Consider the following 14,370-nt stretch of genomic DNA (forward strand, 5'->3'; position numbering starts at 1 on the left):
GTCAGGAGTTCGGGTCTCTCGCCTCCGTGGTTTTCTCCGTTGATCAACGGCTCGGGGGTGCGGGGACGACCGTCTTCCGCGAATGCCGGACGGCGACGCCCCGGCTGACCAGGATCGTCGCGCCGACGAGCAGGGCCACCACTCCCGAAAGCTCGGCGAACGCCGCCAGGACGTGTTCGCCGTCCGGGTCGCCGACTCCGTCAGGCGAGCCGCTGAGCCATCGTGACGTGGCCATCGCCTGTGACAGGACTAGGGCTCCGAACGCGATGGTGATCCCTCCCAGGACGAAGCCCGGAGGCGTCGGCCGGGGCCGCTTGCCGAAAAAGCCGACCCGCAAGGCTCCGGCCACCAGCGAGATCGGGACCGTGAGAAACCAGCCGATCTCCAGGCTCATGATCGCATCCAGGCGCAGATGCTCGAATCCGTCGTCCCGTGGGGAGTGCAGGAGCGGGATCATCAAGGTCCCGCCGAGAAGCCCGATCGCGAGGAAGCGGAGGAACCACATGATCGACATGGTCTCGGGCAGCCTGGGGGGCAGGTCAAGGGTTGGGGAGGAAAAGCTTCCGTCGGTGGGGAAGGGACGATCTGCGGCACGAGCCAGGGTGACCGGGGGCCGGGGAGCCGATTCAGGTGTCCTGGGTACCGGCGATCTTCTGCCTGGGCTCCGCCGGTGCGTTCTTCTACACCGGATACATAAAGATGAAATATCCAGCTAAGATTGGAATTCGGTGCTTGCCGAGTATGTTGTGAGCCATGACTGAAGCCCTCGGGGAAATTGGTGAATTGCTAAGCATTCTGGTGGGCATTGGCATATGGGTGGCGATCATATATGTCTTTGTTCGCCTTGTTCGCTGGATCCGTGCCCCCCGCCCCTCCGGGCCCCAGGTGCACGAGGTGCCACCCGACCCGACCTGGCAGTCACGCCCGCATCCCGGCGACATCTGGTGGGCCGGTGTGCCGTTCTCCGACGGCTCGGGTGGAAAGATCAGGCCATGCCTGGTGATTCGCACCCATCCGGCGGGCGTGGAGGTTCTGAAAATTACCAGTCAGGACAAATCGCATCGGATGAACTGCGTCAGCATTCCCACCGCCCACTGGGACCGGCGTGCGCGAAAGGACAGCTGGCTCGATCTCGACGCCCCGTACTTCGTCGACGATCACGATTTCCGGCGGCGCGCGGGTACGTGCGACGACGGGACCTGGTCGCTGGTGAGGCGCCGGCACCGGACGGGCTGGGTCCACCCTCCCGGCCGTTGACGACGTCCCGTTCGATTCCCGCCGGGACGGCCCTCTCCAGCGCCGCGATCACGCTCGCGGTGATCTCGCCGTCCGGAAGGGGCGGTGTCCGGAAGGGACGGTGGGTGACGCTCCCGTCGCGACGGTACGGTGTGCCGATGGCGGACATCTACGAGCTCGTGCTGTCGGTGGACATCCGTGCCGACGTCACCGACGCCGAGCTCGCCGAGCTGCGGTGGCATCTGGGGCAGGGGCCACGACCTGAGCGGCTGCCGATCGGCACCGACAGATACGTGGAGACCTATCCGCTCGGTGATCCCGGCGACCCCGGCTGCGAGTGGGAGGACGCGGAGGTGGAGCCCGTGTTCGCGCGGCGCGGCGCCGCCTGGCGAGTGGGAGGCGCGCTCGTCGCCGAGCTGGTCGCGCGGGAGGGATCGGACGGCTGGGCGCTGACGGTACGCCAGGAACTCCATCCCGACGACTTCTACCGGCTCCGGACACTGCTGGACTGGCTCGGCAGGCGTTCGGCCGGCGCGCGTGCCGGCGGTGTCGAGTCCTTCGTCGGTTACACGCGCTTCCACGAGAGCACCGAGATCGCACCCCTCGTTCTCCTGGACGGGCGGATCCGCGTGCCGGAGGACATCGAATCGCACACCCCGCACTGGGAGGACACCGAGTCGTGACCGGTCCGGCCCGTGACATGTCGCGGGGGACGGGTGATCGGGAAGGATTCGCCGCGGTCGGACCCGGACGGACATGGCGTCACCGGCTGACGCTCGTGCTGGTCGTCGCCGTGGTGGTCGAACCCGGCGGGCAACCGATGGGAGCCGTACCAGCCGCTGGACTGACATGGGATCCGGGCCGAGGCCGCCGGCCGGGGTGAGCGCCATGACGGTGTGGGCGGCTCGTTCCGCGGATCAGATCCAGCCTTCCTCCCAGGCGCGGTGGGCGGCGGCGTGGCGGGAGCCGACGCCCAGTTTGGACATGGCCGCCGACAGGTAGTTGCGCACCGTGCCGGGCGCGAGGTGCACCTGGGCGGCGATCTCCGCGACCGACGCCCCGGCACGGCAGGCACGCAGCACGTCGAGTTCCCGGTCGGTGAGCGGGCAGGGGCCTTCGGTCAGGGCGGATGCGGCGATGTCGGTGTCGATGTACCGTCGGCCCGCGGCGACGTCGCGGATGATCTCGGCGAGCCGGGACGCCGTCGTGGTCTTGGGCACGAACCCGCTGACGCCGGCCGCGAGGGCGCGGCGCAGCACCCCCGGCCGCGCGTGCCGGGTGACCAGGACGACCCGGGCACCGGGCAGCGCGGCCATGATCCGCGCGGCGGCGTGCAACCCGTCGGCGGGCGGCATCTCCAGGTCGAGCACCGCGATGTCGGGGCGGTGCTCGCGGGCCAGCCGTACCGCGTCGGTGGACGTGGCGGCCTCGGCGACCACGGTGAGGTCGGGTTCCAGCGCGAGCAGCGCGGCCAGGGCGCTGCGCAGCAGGTCCTCGTCGTCGGCGATCAGCAGCCGGATCATCGCGCCTCCGCGCTCGCGTCGACCGGCAGGCAGGCGGTCACGACGAAGCTTTCGTGTTCGTGCTCCCAGGTCAGCTCGCCGCCGGCGGCCCGCAGCCGGTCGGCCAGGGTGCGCAGCCCGGTGCCCGCCCCCGAGCCGGGCGGGCCGGTCGTGCCGTCGTTGCGCACCCGCAACCGGGCCAGGCCGTCCGTGAGGCGGTAGTCGACCTCGGCGGCGTGTGCCCGGCTGTGGCGCAGCACGTTGGTGGTGGCCTCGCGCACGACCAGCCCGAGCAGGTGCCGGTCGGCGTCGGGAAGCGGCCTGGTGCTCGCGGCGGGCTCGACGTTCATCCGGACCCGGATGTCGGCCGCGGCGAGCACCCGGCCCGCGTTGGCCAGCTCCGCGTCCAGTGTCGTACGGCGGTAGCCCTGCACGACGGCCCGCGTGTCCGAGAGCGCGTCGACGGCGAGCCGCTGCACCTCCAGCATCTCCTCGGTCGCGCGGGCCGGGTCGGCCGCCGCCAGCCGCGCGGCCAGTTCGCTCTTGCGCGCGATCACCTGTAGGTGGTGGCCCTGGATGTCGTGCAGGTCGGCGGCGAAGCGCAGCCGTTCCCGGGTGACCGCCAGCTCCCCGTCCAGGCGGCGTGCCGTGTTCAGCCGTTCCGCGATGTCCCACGCCCACAGCGAGCCGAGCGTGACCCAGGCGCTGAACGCGACCAGTCCCGGCGGGAACAGCACCGCGCGCACCGGGTCGTCGCCTCCCGCGACCGCGCCCGGCACGGCCGCGGCGGCCGTCGCCACGGCGATCAGCGCCCACCGGCGCGGCGGCGGCAGGAACGTCGCGACGACCGACACCGTCATCGCCGGGGCCAGCGCCCACAGCGCGTCGTCCCGTACGGCCAGCAGAACGCCGCCGAGCGTGGCCGTACCGGCGAAACCCGCGGCCGTCCACGCCACGGGCGGGCGGCCGGGGCACTCGCCGGGTACGGCGGGGTCGGATGCCAGCCGGCGGTGCAGCAGCACCGCGCAGCACACGGCTGTCACGGTCAGCGCGGCGGCGCCCGCGCCCCTGGCCCAGAGCGGTACGCCGGAGGCCAGGAGCCCCGCGCCGGCCACGGCGACCAGAAAGGACGAGGTGGTGCCTATGAGGCTCCACCAGGTGTAGCGGCGGAAGCTCCGGAGTGCCGCCGTCTCACCGTCGGTCCCGTGGTCACGCACACGGTCATTGTGACAGTACGCCGCGTCGCGGGCCGGTCGCGGTTTCCGCCGCGGTCGGTTCATGACAGTTGTCACGAGATCTAGTGACAAAGCCACGTGTACGCCTGCGGTTCCGGCACTACTGGCGGCTGCCTCCAGCGGCCAGGCTGGGCGCGGAAGATACCCCGCCCCCGTAGGGAGAAACCGCATGGACGCCTCGCCCGCGCACCACGACCAGTCACCTGTCACCCATCACCCCACCGGGAGGAACCCCATGGCGAGCGTGCCCCATGGACGCGGGCACCGGGTCCGCCGGTTGCTCGACCGCTGGCCCACGGCGCTGGCGCTGGCGCTTTCCGCGGTGACCTTCGGCGGCACCGGGTCGGACGAGGGGGTGGCGTCGTTCGCGTCGATCCTCCTGCTCCTGCCGTTGCTGTACCTGGTGGTCGCCAAGCTGGAGGCGCGCCGGGCGACGTGGCCGCTGCTCGTGGGCGGGATGGCCGGCGTCGTCGCGCTGCGCGGGCTGGACGTGATCGAACCGGCCGCCGTGTTCTCCGCCATCGCGCTGATCGTCCTGTTCTGGAGCGTCGTGGACGGGCAGGTGTTCCGGTCCGGGACGTTCCAGGTGCAGGCGCTGGGGATGCTCGCCTTCGGCGCGCTCGGGCTGCTCGGGCTGGCCGTGCATCCGGATCTGGGCCGCTACCTGGTGGCGGCCGGATGGCTCTTCCACGGCGTCTGGGACTTCGTCCACCTTCGGCGGGACAAGGTGGTGGCCCGGTCCTTCGCCGAATGGTGCGGTGTCCTCGACATAGTGATCGCCACCGAGTTGATCTTCGGGTGGTAGGTCGGCTGAAATCTGGGTTATTTGTGGTAATCAAGCCCGGTATCGACGCGTCGAGAGATACGCAGGACGGTAGCCGGGGAGGAGCGCTGTCCCTTCGACCGCGGAAGCGAGGCGGGACCGCGGGTTCCCGATCTGAAATTTTCACGGCTCGGCGAGGGGTTCACGCAGTTCGTCTGCTCGTCGGCCCGCCCCGTGCTTGACCCGCCCGCCGGGACGGAACCACACTCCGCTGGAGTGTCACCCCTTCGCGCGACCACCTGAGCGGTCCGCATCGCCGCCGCACTCGCGTGCCGGTTCGTACGGGGAGATGTTAACGCCAACAATTTCGGGGGCCGATGGCAGCCGTTCGTGTTAGCGGTAACACGATCAAGGTTCACCTCATGACGACGCCGGATCATGACGATCATGACGACGCCGGATCGTGACGACGCCGGGAACCGGCGCCGGGCGGGTGCAACGGGGCTCGGAAGGCGCGGATCAGCACCGACAGGCAGAAGGACGAGACATGACGCAAGAGCAGAACGAGCCCGTGAGCGGCGAGCGGAAGCCGTTGAGCCGGAGAACCATCCTGACGACGATGGGGGCTCTGCCGATCCTCACGGCCGCGGGCACGGTCATGGGGGCCTCGGAGGCCGCGGCCGCCACGGCGGTCATCGATCCGTCGGCGCAGCGGCAGACGATCCGGGGCTTCGGCGGCATGACCTTCGCGTCCTGGATCGGCGACCTGACGGCCGCCCAGCGGGAAACGGCGTTCGGCACCGGCGAGGGCCGGCTCGGGTTCTCCGTGCTGAGGATTCCCGTACCCGAGAACCAGGCGGACTGGAGCCGTGACGTGGCGACGGCGAGGCGCGCGATCGAGCTCGGGGCGTCCGTCATCGCGTCGCCGTGGAATCCCCCCGCCGCCATGGTCGAGACCTTCACCCGCGGCAGCCAGACCAACGCCAAACGCCTCAGGTCCAACATGTACGCGGCCTACGCCCAGCACCTGAACGACTTCAGCACGCACCTGCGCAACAACGGGGTGAACCTGTACGGCATATCCGTGCAGAACGAGCCCGACTACGCGCACGACTGGACGTGGTGGACTCCCGCCGAGATCCTCCGGTTTATGCGGGAGAACGCCGGCTCGATCAACACCAGGGTCATCGCGCCCGAGTCCTTCCAGTACCTGAAGAACATCTCGGACCCGATCCTCAACGATCCCACGGCGCTCGCCAACATGGACATCCTCGGCGCCCACCTCTACGGCACGCAGTTCTCGAACTTCCCCTACCCCCTCTTCAAGCAGAAGGGCGCGGGCAAGGAACTCTGGATGACCGAGGTCTACCACCCCAACAGCAGCGACTCGGCCGACCTCTGGCCCCAGGCGCTCGACGTGGGCGAGCACATCCACCGCGCCATGGTGGACGCCGAGTTCCAGGCGTACATCTGGTGGTACATCCGGCGCGGCTACGGCCCCATGCGGGAGGACGGCCAGATCAGCAAGCGCGGCGCGATGATGGCGCACTTCGCCAGGTTCGTCCGCCCCGGATACGTGCGGGTCGACGCGACGGCGAACCCGGCGTCGAACGTCTACGTCTCGGCGTACCGGGGCGGCAGTAACCCCACGATCGTCATCGTCGCCGTCAACAAGGGCACCTCCGCGGTGAGCCAGCAGTTCACCCTGGCGAACAACACCGGATCGTCCACGGTCTCGTCCTGGCTGACCGACGCGAGCAGGAACGTCGCGCCCCAGTCGACGACCACCATGTCGAACGGCTCCCTCACCGTCACGCTTCCCGCCCGAAGTGTGATGACCTTCGTGACCAGCCTGGGCTCCGGTCCCACCCCGACCCCCACTCCGAGCCCGACCCCGACGCCCACCCCGACGCCCGGCAGCGGCCCCCGGGTCGCCTACACCGTGAACGCCTGGAACAACGGGTTCACCGCCGCCATCAGCATCACCAACACCGGGACCTCGACGATCAACGGCTGGACGCTGGTCTTCACCCTGCCCTCCGGCCAGTCCATCACCTCGGGCTGGAACGCCACCTACACGCCCTCCAGCGGCCAGGTGAGCGCCGCCAACGTCAGCCACAACGGCGCGCTCGCGCCCGGGGCCACCGTCGAGATCGGCTTCCAGGCCACCCACACCGGCAACACCGCCGAACCGACCGCCTTCACCCTCAACGGCATCGCCTGCACCGTGGTCTGACCGACGGGTGCGGTCCCTCCGACGACGGGAGGGGCCGCATCCGCAAGCACCGTGTTCTCCAGCAGGTCCGCCAGACAGGAGGCCTGAAGGCAGAAAGTGTCCGACTCGTCGAACTCCCTGTGGCGGCTGTCCGGGTCCGAGGCGTCGGAGCCTTTCAACGCTCGCCGGACGGCCCGCACGGCTGCTTCCGGCTCGTCCGGGTTCACCAGGCTCCCCGATGTGGAGGACGGGTCCGAACCGGGGTCGCCCGATGTCGCGCGGCTCCCGCGAAGCATCTCCTGCCTGGATCCGTACCTCGGCTCACGACTGGTTGTCAGACACATATGGGTGTCCCAACGTGATTTCGATCCGGATGGCCTCGAACGAAGTCTTCCGCCGTCAAAAGAATGAGCTGTTCGGTTCCATTCCGCCTCCGGGAACCGGCCGCTGACGCTTTCTGGATTTTTGCCTGTATGAGTTGTGATCAAGTCAAACTTCACATCATGGCCATGTCGATGAGGAGACTACGGCAGGACCTCGCCATCAGGGTGATGCGGGCGGCCAGGGCCGCGAACAGGAGCCGGATGGCCCGCACGCTACTGCGCGGCCGTAGCGTCCGGCGTTTTCCCCTGGTCAACCGGCTCTATCACACGGTGTTCCGGCTGGGCGTCACCACCGGGAATCGCGATGCCGAGGCGCGTTACCGGGGTGTCGTGCTGACCGGCCCGATATGGGACGCGACGATCATGCCTTCGATCTCGGCGGGATATTACGAGGAGTTCGAGGTCGGCGTTTTCGAGCGGCTGGCCTCGGTAAGCCGTTCGATACTCGATGTCGGGGCGAACATCGGTGTCTACGCCTGCACCGGCGGCGCGCACCTTTCCCAGGGCGGCAGATTGATCGCTTTTGAGCCGGTGCCGGAGAACGTCGCCTACCTACGACGCAACGTGGAGCGCAACGATCTGACCGACCGCGTGACCGTGGAACCGATGGCCGTGGGGGCCTCGCCCGGCGAGCTGACCGTGCACCTGTCGGGCGAGCAGTCCGGCAAGCACTCGGCCGCGGCGGCGAACGTCGGGACGCCCGCGGGCACGGTCACCATGCCGATGACGTCGATCGACGCCTACCTCGCCGACAATCGCCTCGGCCCGCCCGACATCATCAAGATCGACGTCGAGGGGTACGAGGGGTTCGTGCTGCGGGGCGCGGCCCGGACCCTGACCACCCTGCCGACGCTGCTGTTCGAGCTGCACCCCGAGCTTCAGGCGAACTGCGGCTGCGAGGCGGGCGAGCTGCTCGACCTCGTCTTCGCCCACTATCCCTGGGTGTTCCTGGTGGACGAGCTGGACGACGTCCTGCGGCCGTGCACGCGAGCCGACCTCGACACCCCCGGCGCGATCGGCCTCTACCGCTCCAACCTCGTGGCGATCGGCCGGCGGGAGCATCGGGATGCGGTCCGGCAGTGGCACGGCCTCGACTGAGCGCTGCGTTGTCCGGCCCGGCCCCCTGCTCGCCCTGCTCGCCCTGTGTTCGCCCTGCTCGCCGAAGTGGAGGTGCTCGCCGAAGTGGAGGCGGGCGAGGAGGCCACGTGAGGGCCGATCGCGGTTGAGACGGTGCGGTGAGCGGTCGCGGTACGCGAGACGGCGCACGCCCCGGAGGTGGGACGCGCGCCGTCGAGCTTCGAGAGGATCCGGAAGGAGACGGGACGTCAGGAGATGGTCAGCGTGCCGTTCGCGTTACGGGCGCACGTGATGACCGTACGGGGCGCGGCGGTGAGGGCGCCGGTCAGGCACTGACCCAGGACGACGTGGCCCGCGGCGTTGGGGTGCCACGCTTCCTGGCAGGTCTGGAAGTAGGTGACGCAGGTGTTCGCCGCCTTCTGGACGCGGATCTTGTCCCAGCCGGACAGGCTGTTGACGAAGTTGCCGTTCGGCGACTCCTGGATCCGGACCGGTGTGGCGAGCGCGTTCCCCGGGCTGCCGGGGTTCTCGCAGAGCCGGGCCCCGTCGAAGGCCTTCTGGACGTCGAGCACGCGCAGGTCGGCCGCCGGACGCTCGGCCGCCAGCGTGTTGTAGGCGTTCCTGACCAGGTTGCCGAGGTTCTGGGAGAACACGTGCCCGGGGGCGAGGCTCGCGCGGTGGATCGGGCAGCCGGCGGCGTACCGTTCGGCGCCGAGGTCGCGGAACTTGTCGCGGGTGTCGGTGCGGTTGTCCTCGTCCCGATACTGCGGGGCGACGTCGAGCGGCAGCGGGTTGGTGTAGTTCTGCAGGACCACCTGGTGGACGCCGTCGGCGTCGATCTGGGCGAGGGTGTCGAGGATCTGGCGCAGGGCGGCGGTGGTCTCGGTGGTGGCGGCCGCGACCTCGGCGTCGGAGGCGAGGTCCGAGACGGTGCAGGGCTCCTGCGGCACGTCGCCGCCCAGGTAGGCCCAGAACTCCCACCAGCCCGTCCAGGCGTCGGCGATGAAGCGGTTGGCGCACAGCGTGGCCACGTCGCCGAAGGTGAACTGGCTGTTGTTGGAGCCGAGGCCGATGAGGACGACGTCGATGTCGTGGGTCTGGGCGACGGCGCGCAGCTGGTCGAGCTGCGAGGCGACGGAGCGACCCTTGGGCCGAGCGCTGGAGGCGTTGGCGATGTCGGCGGGCTGGCCGCCGGAGCACGCGAGGTTGAAGCGGTCCTGGACGCCGGGGAGCGACGCCTTGAGGAGTGAGGCGTTCGCCGACCGGTGACAGAAGTAGGCGTTGTTGTTCGCCGCCGACCAGCCGGGGAAGCCCTGTGCCGTTCCGGAGGTGTCGACGACGGGTTGGTAGTCTCCCGCGCCCTCCCCGCTGATGAAGCTGTCGCCGAGGGCGACGGCGGCGGTGGGCAGGGCCGCCTGCGCCGCTCCGCCCTGGATGACCTGGATGCCGACCGCACCCACCAGGAGCGCGACCATCGCGGCCGCACGCCGTAGAACCCTCACGACTGCCCCATTTCCTACTAAATGAGCATGAAAATATGACTGGCTAGATCACAACACGCCGCGCTGATGGCGTCAAGATTTCTATGAGCCCCGCTCGTGTTTCGTTGATATCTCACATCGTCTTGGTCATCAAGCACGTGTTTGTCCGCCCCGGGCTAGACGGAGGCGGCTCCGCCTGTGCGCGCTCCCGCTCTGCTCGCCGATCCGCCGCCCGCGACGCCGGGAGTGCCGTCGGGGAGTGCCGTCGGACCGGTCGCCGGCCCACCGGTCGCCGGCTCGCCCCTCGATCTGGTTCCGCGTCCCATCCGCGCTCGGTAACCGCGAAAACCGCGGTAATCGCGATGAGACGAGGCATGGGAGAAGAGCGGGCAAAGATGAAGCGCGGGTTTTCCGCGGGCCTAAGATCAGCTCATGCGAGCCGGATACAGCGAGGCGTTGGCGATACTCGGGTACGTGCTCGGCATGGTCGTCACACCGGTGCTCGTCGATTGGGCACGCGACAGTGGCCGGGCGTCACTCGGTGACATCCTTTTCATGTGCTCCCTGTTGTTCTGGATCGCGCTCTTCTTCGCGGTGGTACGGCTTCTCCTTCGTGGGCTGCGATGGGGTGGCCGCTCCTTCGCGCGTCGATGGCGGATGGCGGTGGCGGGGAATCCGCCCAGATCTCCGGACCGTTGACGGGTCGTCGGAAGGCGGTCGGCAGAGACTTGCTGCGGTGACTTCCGGGGAACCGTATGACCAGCTCACAGCCTGTACGTTCGGAGGCCGGGCCGATTCGCGGGCAAGGCGTTCGCGGGGCGGTTCGCCGTACGGCACGCGCGGTTTCGACTTCGGGCGGACTTCACCCATGACCGGGCTTCACCGGCCGAGCGCCGCGGATTTCTTCGAACGAGAGGTACGGCCTTCTCACGGTCGCGGACCTTGGCCGGAGCACACGCCCGGCGAGGTCCATCGCTCCCGCCGAATCCGCGTGGTCCGAATACACGGCGCCGTCGCAGAGAGCGGATCACCTTGTTCCAAAAGAGCGAACATGAAAAGGAGGGGGACGAATGTTAGGCCCGGCATTCGGCGCTCCCGGAATCCCGTCTCCGGCTTTCCTGGAAGGACCCGTCTCGCTTCCGGCCACGGTTCGAGAACGAGGTCCCGGACGGTTTCCGGGCTCGGCATGTTCCTGGACGAGAAGCGGGTGGGCGGAGAGCGGAACGGCCACGGGGCACCCGCGGGGCGAACACTCACCGACGTATTACCGGGGCCGGGTCGCAGCCGCCGTGGCCCCGCGCGACGACCAGGGCGGCACGGAGCGCGGACTCCCGGGCCCGGCCGGTGACGAAGCCGATCTCGCGAAGTTCGCGGAGTTCGGCGGCGCGGTGCCGTGCCGAATCACCGGTCATCCGCGCTCGTTCCCGGCGGCCGTCGGGGTCGGGGCCGTCGGACGCGCGTGGCCCGGTAGCGGTCGCCGGGGACGGCGGGGCAGGAAGATCGTCAGGATCAGGCTGAGCGCGAGCATGCCCAGGGTGATCCACAGCGCCGTCGTCATGCCCGAGGTGAAGGCCGCGGCCCTGCCGGCGCCCGCCGTCCGGGCGTCGACGACCTCGGAGAAGAACAGGGTGCCCGCGACCGCGACCCCCGCCATCACGCCGAGCTGGTGGGCCGTGTTGAGCACGCCGGACGCCGATCCGGCCACGGCCACCGGCACCCTGGCCAGCACGATGTCGATGACGGGCGCGATCACCAGGCCGGTGCCGAGGCCGGCCACGAACATGGCGGGGACGAACTGCCAGACGCCGGCCGAGGCGTCGGCCCCGTCGACGACCCGGACCAGCATCAGCTGGCCGATCGCCGCGATGACGGCGCCGAGGCTGAGCAGCCGCGGCCCCATGCGGACGACGAGGCCCGCGGTGGTCACCGCGGCGATCATCGTGCCGACGGGGGAGGCCAGGGTGGTGAGGCCGGAGCTCAGGGCGGACCAGCCAAGGCCGTTCTGCAGGTAGACGGCCAGCATGAAGAAGGGGCTGAAGGCCGCGCCGAAGAACATCAGGGACACCCCGAGCCCGGAGACGAAGGCGCGGACGCGGAACAGCTCGGGCGGCACCAGCGGGCCGCCGCCACGCCGGTCCTTGAGCTTCTGGAAGTGCCAGAACAGCGCGAGCAGGGGCACGGAGGCCGCCATCAGGGCGAAGCCCCACCACGGCCAGCCCAGCTCCCGGCCCTGGATCAGGGGGTAGATCAGGGCGAGCTGCGCCACCGTGAGGAGCGCGACGCCGGCGAGGTCGAGGGAGAGCGGCCGCTCGGAACGCGACTCCCTGACGTACACGGCGGCGCCGACGAAGGTGACCAGGCCGATGGGCACGTTGACCAGGAAGATCGGGCGCCAGCCGAGGCCGAACAGGTCGGCGTGGACCAGGACGCCGCCGAGAGAGGGGCCCAGCGCCGCCGAGATGCCGCCCACGGCGCCGAACAGCCCGAACACCTTCGCCCGCTCGTCGGGCGGGAAGGCGACCTGGAAGACGGACAGCGCCAGGGTGATGACGAAGGCGCCGGTGAGCCCCTGCAGGGCACGTCCGGCCAGCAGGATCGCGATGTTCGGCGCGAAGGAGCAGACCGCCGAGGCGACCACGAACCCGCCGATCCCGAACAGCAGCATGCGCCTGCGGCCGACGATGTCGCCGATCCGGCCGGCCGTCACCAGCATGAGCGCGAAGCTCAGCGTGTAGATGACCGAGATCCACTGCAACTGTGCCGGGCTCGCCCGCAGGTCACGTTCGATGGTGGGCAGCGTGACGTTGACGATCGAGCTGTCCATCGTGGTCATGGCGATGGCGACCAGCACGAAGATCGAGCCGGCCCAGCGGTGCGGATCAGGACCGCGTGTCTCGTGCATGACCGCCTCCCGTCTGTCATGGTCGTGATTTAGCTTCCAGTCATAACTAGGTTCCAAATGGAAGCTATTTTCTACAGTTAGAATCTGAGGCAATGAAGGGAGCCTGTCAAGCGGTCCGAAGAGGAAGGGCCTTGACCTGGTTCACTGTGCTCACAAGGAAGTTGTCTTCCCCGTGTGCGGTACCTGCGAGGGGGCGTCATGGCCGATCGGCTCGAACCTCGGAATCGGTGGAAGCTCACCGAGGAGGAGTCCCGTAACCTGCGCGAGTTCATCACGGCCATGGTGCTCAACGGTCAGATCACCGCTGACGTCGCGGGCCTGCGCCCCATCGACCTCTACGTGCTCAACCTGCTCGACCTGGACGGCGAGTCGACACCCGGAGAGCTCGCCAAGCGGACGGCGCTGACCACCGGGGCCATCACCAAGCTGATCGACAGGCTTGCCCGGCTCGGTCTCGTCCAGCGCTCCCACGACCTGTCCGACCGCCGTCGGGTGCGGCTGACGATCGCTGACAAGGCCACCGAGAACGTCGGAGAGGGGGCCAGCCTGTTCACCCCCATCGCCAAGCGCATGGACGACCTGATCTCCAGCTACGACGAGGAGCACCGCGAGGTGGTGTTCGACTTCCTCGTCAAGGCCACCGGCGAGCTGCACGAGATCACCAACGAGATGCAGGGAAGACGGTCCCGCGATCGGGCCCACTGAGGCCGTCTCCGGTCCGGTTCACGTGCTTGTCGGGACGCCGCCGCGAGGCCGTCCCCGGTCCGGCTCATGTGCTTGTCGGGACGCGGTCCGTGAGGCCGTCTCCGGTCCGGTTCACGTGCTTGTCGGGACGCCGCCGCGAGGCCGGCCCCGGTTCGGCTCATGTGCTTGTCGGGACATCGCTGACCGCAGGGGCCACGACCGCCGCCACTCGCCGAGCATCGCCAGGATCCGGGAGGAGCTGGACTACGAGCCCGCGATCCGCTTCGACGACGGGCTGGAGCGGACCGTGCGCTGGTACCGGGACAACCGTGCGTGGTGGGAGCCGCTCACCCGCGCGTGAGCCGGGGGGCGAGAGCCAGGGGTGAGAGCCGGGGTCGAGAACCGGGGGTGAGAGCCGACAGGGCGCACCGGTCGATCCGCCGCGCCACCGGCACGTCACCCGCCTACGGCACCTCCTCGGCGACCGGCACCCGGCTGCCCATTCCGCGGGGCATCAGCAGGAACACCTTGGGCGACAGGCGGTCCATGTCCCCGCCCCTGCCGAACACCAGACCGGCGGCGAAGTCGACGAACTGCTTCGCCTCGTCGTCCGGCAGCCCGGTGAGGTCCATCACCACCGGAACGCCGGTACGGAAGAAGTGCCCGACGTAGATCGCTTCGTTGTAGTTCTGGGGACGCAGTGTTTTGACCACCGGACAAGTCTCCACTGTCCGTCACGCCCGTCAAGGTGTCTTCCGGAGCGCGGGACGGCGCATCACCGTCCGCGCCCACCGCGGTTCACCGCGGGGGAATCGCCGGTTCGATCCCGCGCGCCCCGTGAGCCCGCTCATGCCCGCAGGCTGTCACCCCTTCGACCTCACCTGTCCTGTGG

General features: G+C 69.4%; 15 protein-coding genes. 8 read left to right on the top strand and 7 right to left on the bottom strand.

Annotation, left to right across the window (positions count from 1 at the left end):
* Positions 1 to 43: 43 nt before the first annotated feature.
* Entirely contained in the window at positions 44 to 505 is a 462-nt protein-coding gene (locus tag AC5L38_RS24655; protein ID WP_495245183.1) for a hypothetical protein, read from the bottom strand.
* A 248-nt stretch (positions 506 to 753) separates the two neighbouring features.
* On the opposite strand from AC5L38_RS24655, the gene AC5L38_RS24660 reads away from it, so the two are divergent.
* Positions 754 to 1,257 carry a type II toxin-antitoxin system PemK/MazF family toxin gene (locus tag AC5L38_RS24660; protein ID WP_495245184.1) on the top strand — a complete coding sequence of 168 codons (504 nt, stop codon included), beginning with the start codon at positions 754 to 756 and terminating at the stop codon, positions 1,255 to 1,257.
* A gap of 137 nt (positions 1,258 to 1,394) precedes the next feature.
* The gene (locus AC5L38_RS24665) at positions 1,395 to 1,919 is read left to right on the top strand and encodes a hypothetical protein (protein ID WP_495245185.1); all 525 of its coding nucleotides are present in this window, start codon (positions 1,395 to 1,397) and stop codon (positions 1,917 to 1,919) included.
* 234 nt (positions 1,920 to 2,153) lie between these two features.
* Here the strand turns inward: AC5L38_RS24665 and AC5L38_RS24670 are convergent, their stop codons facing one another.
* Positions 2,154 to 2,759: a response regulator transcription factor gene (locus AC5L38_RS24670; RefSeq protein WP_495245186.1), complete on the bottom strand. Its 606-nt coding sequence runs from the start codon at positions 2,757 to 2,759 to the stop codon at positions 2,154 to 2,156.
* Entirely contained in the window at positions 2,756 to 3,955 is a 1,200-nt protein-coding gene (locus AC5L38_RS24675; protein WP_495245187.1) for a sensor histidine kinase, read from the bottom strand. The genes AC5L38_RS24670 and AC5L38_RS24675 overlap by 4 nt, the downstream gene beginning before the upstream one ends.
* Before the next feature lie 187 nt (positions 3,956 to 4,142).
* Here AC5L38_RS24675 and AC5L38_RS24680 point away from each other — a divergent pair, with 187 nt between their 5' ends.
* The 3 genes from AC5L38_RS24680 to AC5L38_RS24690 all read left to right on the top strand — a co-directional run bounded on the left by AC5L38_RS24680 (position 4,143) and on the right by AC5L38_RS24690 (position 8,432).
* Complete coding sequence (locus AC5L38_RS24680) at positions 4,143 to 4,778, top strand: hypothetical protein (RefSeq protein WP_495245188.1); 636 nt, start codon at positions 4,143 to 4,145, stop codon at positions 4,776 to 4,778.
* A 505-nt stretch (positions 4,779 to 5,283) separates the two neighbouring features.
* Positions 5,284 to 6,972: a glucuronoarabinoxylan endo-1,4-beta-xylanase XynC gene (gene xynC / locus AC5L38_RS24685; RefSeq protein ID WP_495245189.1), complete on the top strand. Its 1,689-nt coding sequence runs from the start codon at positions 5,284 to 5,286 to the stop codon at positions 6,970 to 6,972.
* A gap of 482 nt (positions 6,973 to 7,454) precedes the next feature.
* Positions 7,455 to 8,432, top strand: coding sequence for an FkbM family methyltransferase (locus tag AC5L38_RS24690; RefSeq protein WP_495245190.1), 978 nt, complete (start codon positions 7,455 to 7,457; stop codon positions 8,430 to 8,432).
* Positions 8,433 to 8,659: 227 nt separating this feature from the next.
* On the opposite strand, the gene AC5L38_RS24695 is transcribed toward AC5L38_RS24690, so the two are convergent.
* Entirely contained in the window at positions 8,660 to 9,913 is a 1,254-nt protein-coding gene (locus AC5L38_RS24695) for an SGNH/GDSL hydrolase family protein (RefSeq protein ID WP_495245191.1), read from the bottom strand.
* A gap of 411 nt (positions 9,914 to 10,324) precedes the next feature.
* Between AC5L38_RS24695 and AC5L38_RS24700 the strand changes: the two genes are divergently transcribed.
* Positions 10,325 to 10,591, top strand: a complete 267-nt coding sequence (locus tag AC5L38_RS24700; protein WP_495245192.1) for a hypothetical protein — start codon at positions 10,325 to 10,327, stop codon at positions 10,589 to 10,591.
* Between the two features lie 554 nt (positions 10,592 to 11,145).
* Here the strand turns inward: AC5L38_RS24700 and AC5L38_RS24705 are convergent.
* Both AC5L38_RS24705 and AC5L38_RS24710 read right to left on the bottom strand, forming a co-directional pair.
* Positions 11,146 to 11,304 carry a hypothetical protein gene (locus tag AC5L38_RS24705; protein ID WP_495245193.1) on the bottom strand — a complete coding sequence of 53 codons (159 nt, stop codon included), beginning with the start codon at positions 11,302 to 11,304 and terminating at the stop codon, positions 11,146 to 11,148.
* The gene (locus AC5L38_RS24710; protein ID WP_495245194.1) at positions 11,301 to 12,794 is read right to left on the bottom strand and encodes an MFS transporter; all 1,494 of its coding nucleotides are present in this window, start codon (positions 12,792 to 12,794) and stop codon (positions 11,301 to 11,303) included. Before AC5L38_RS24710 ends, AC5L38_RS24705 begins: the two co-directional genes overlap by 4 nt.
* Before the next feature lie 198 nt (positions 12,795 to 12,992).
* Here AC5L38_RS24710 and AC5L38_RS24715 point away from each other — a divergent pair, with 198 nt between their 5' ends.
* Complete coding sequence (locus AC5L38_RS24715) at positions 12,993 to 13,499, top strand: MarR family winged helix-turn-helix transcriptional regulator (RefSeq protein ID WP_495245195.1); 507 nt, start codon at positions 12,993 to 12,995, stop codon at positions 13,497 to 13,499.
* 115 nt (positions 13,500 to 13,614) lie between these two features.
* Entirely contained in the window at positions 13,615 to 13,839 is a 225-nt protein-coding gene (locus tag AC5L38_RS24720; protein ID WP_495245196.1) for a hypothetical protein, read from the top strand.
* 103 nt (positions 13,840 to 13,942) lie between these two features.
* On the opposite strand, the gene AC5L38_RS24725 is transcribed toward AC5L38_RS24720, so the two are convergent.
* A complete protein-coding gene (locus AC5L38_RS24725) occupies positions 13,943 to 14,191 on the bottom strand; it encodes a cell division protein SepF (RefSeq protein ID WP_495245197.1) in 249 nt (82 codons plus the stop codon).
* Positions 14,192 to 14,370 lie beyond the last annotated feature (179 nt).

This window comes from Streptosporangium nanhuense (genome assembly GCF_059358815.1).

What these genes read in the sequence shown, in the direction of transcription:
- xynC (WP_495245189.1), top strand. Translation starts at nt 5,284, where the DNA reads ATGACGCAAGAGCAGAACGAGCCCGTGAGCGGCGAGCGGAAGCCGTTG.
- AC5L38_RS24705 (WP_495245193.1), bottom strand. Translation starts at nt 11,304, where the DNA reads ATGACCGGTGATTCGGCACGGCACCGCGCCGCCGAACTCCGCGAACTT.
- AC5L38_RS24710 (WP_495245194.1), bottom strand. Translation starts at nt 12,794, where the DNA reads ATGCACGAGACACGCGGTCCTGATCCGCACCGCTGGGCCGGCTCGATC.
- AC5L38_RS24690 (WP_495245190.1), top strand. Translation starts at nt 7,455, where the DNA reads ATGGCCATGTCGATGAGGAGACTACGGCAGGACCTCGCCATCAGGGTG.
- AC5L38_RS24670 (WP_495245186.1), bottom strand. Translation starts at nt 2,759, where the DNA reads ATGATCCGGCTGCTGATCGCCGACGACGAGGACCTGCTGCGCAGCGCC.
- AC5L38_RS24665 (WP_495245185.1), top strand. Translation starts at nt 1,395, where the DNA reads ATGGCGGACATCTACGAGCTCGTGCTGTCGGTGGACATCCGTGCCGAC.
- AC5L38_RS24700 (WP_495245192.1), top strand. Translation starts at nt 10,325, where the DNA reads ATGCGAGCCGGATACAGCGAGGCGTTGGCGATACTCGGGTACGTGCTC.
- AC5L38_RS24715 (WP_495245195.1), top strand. Translation starts at nt 12,993, where the DNA reads ATGGCCGATCGGCTCGAACCTCGGAATCGGTGGAAGCTCACCGAGGAG.
- AC5L38_RS24680 (WP_495245188.1), top strand. Translation starts at nt 4,143, where the DNA reads ATGGACGCCTCGCCCGCGCACCACGACCAGTCACCTGTCACCCATCAC.
- AC5L38_RS24655 (WP_495245183.1), bottom strand. Translation starts at nt 505, where the DNA reads ATGTGGTTCCTCCGCTTCCTCGCGATCGGGCTTCTCGGCGGGACCTTG.
- AC5L38_RS24660 (WP_495245184.1), top strand. Translation starts at nt 754, where the DNA reads ATGACTGAAGCCCTCGGGGAAATTGGTGAATTGCTAAGCATTCTGGTG.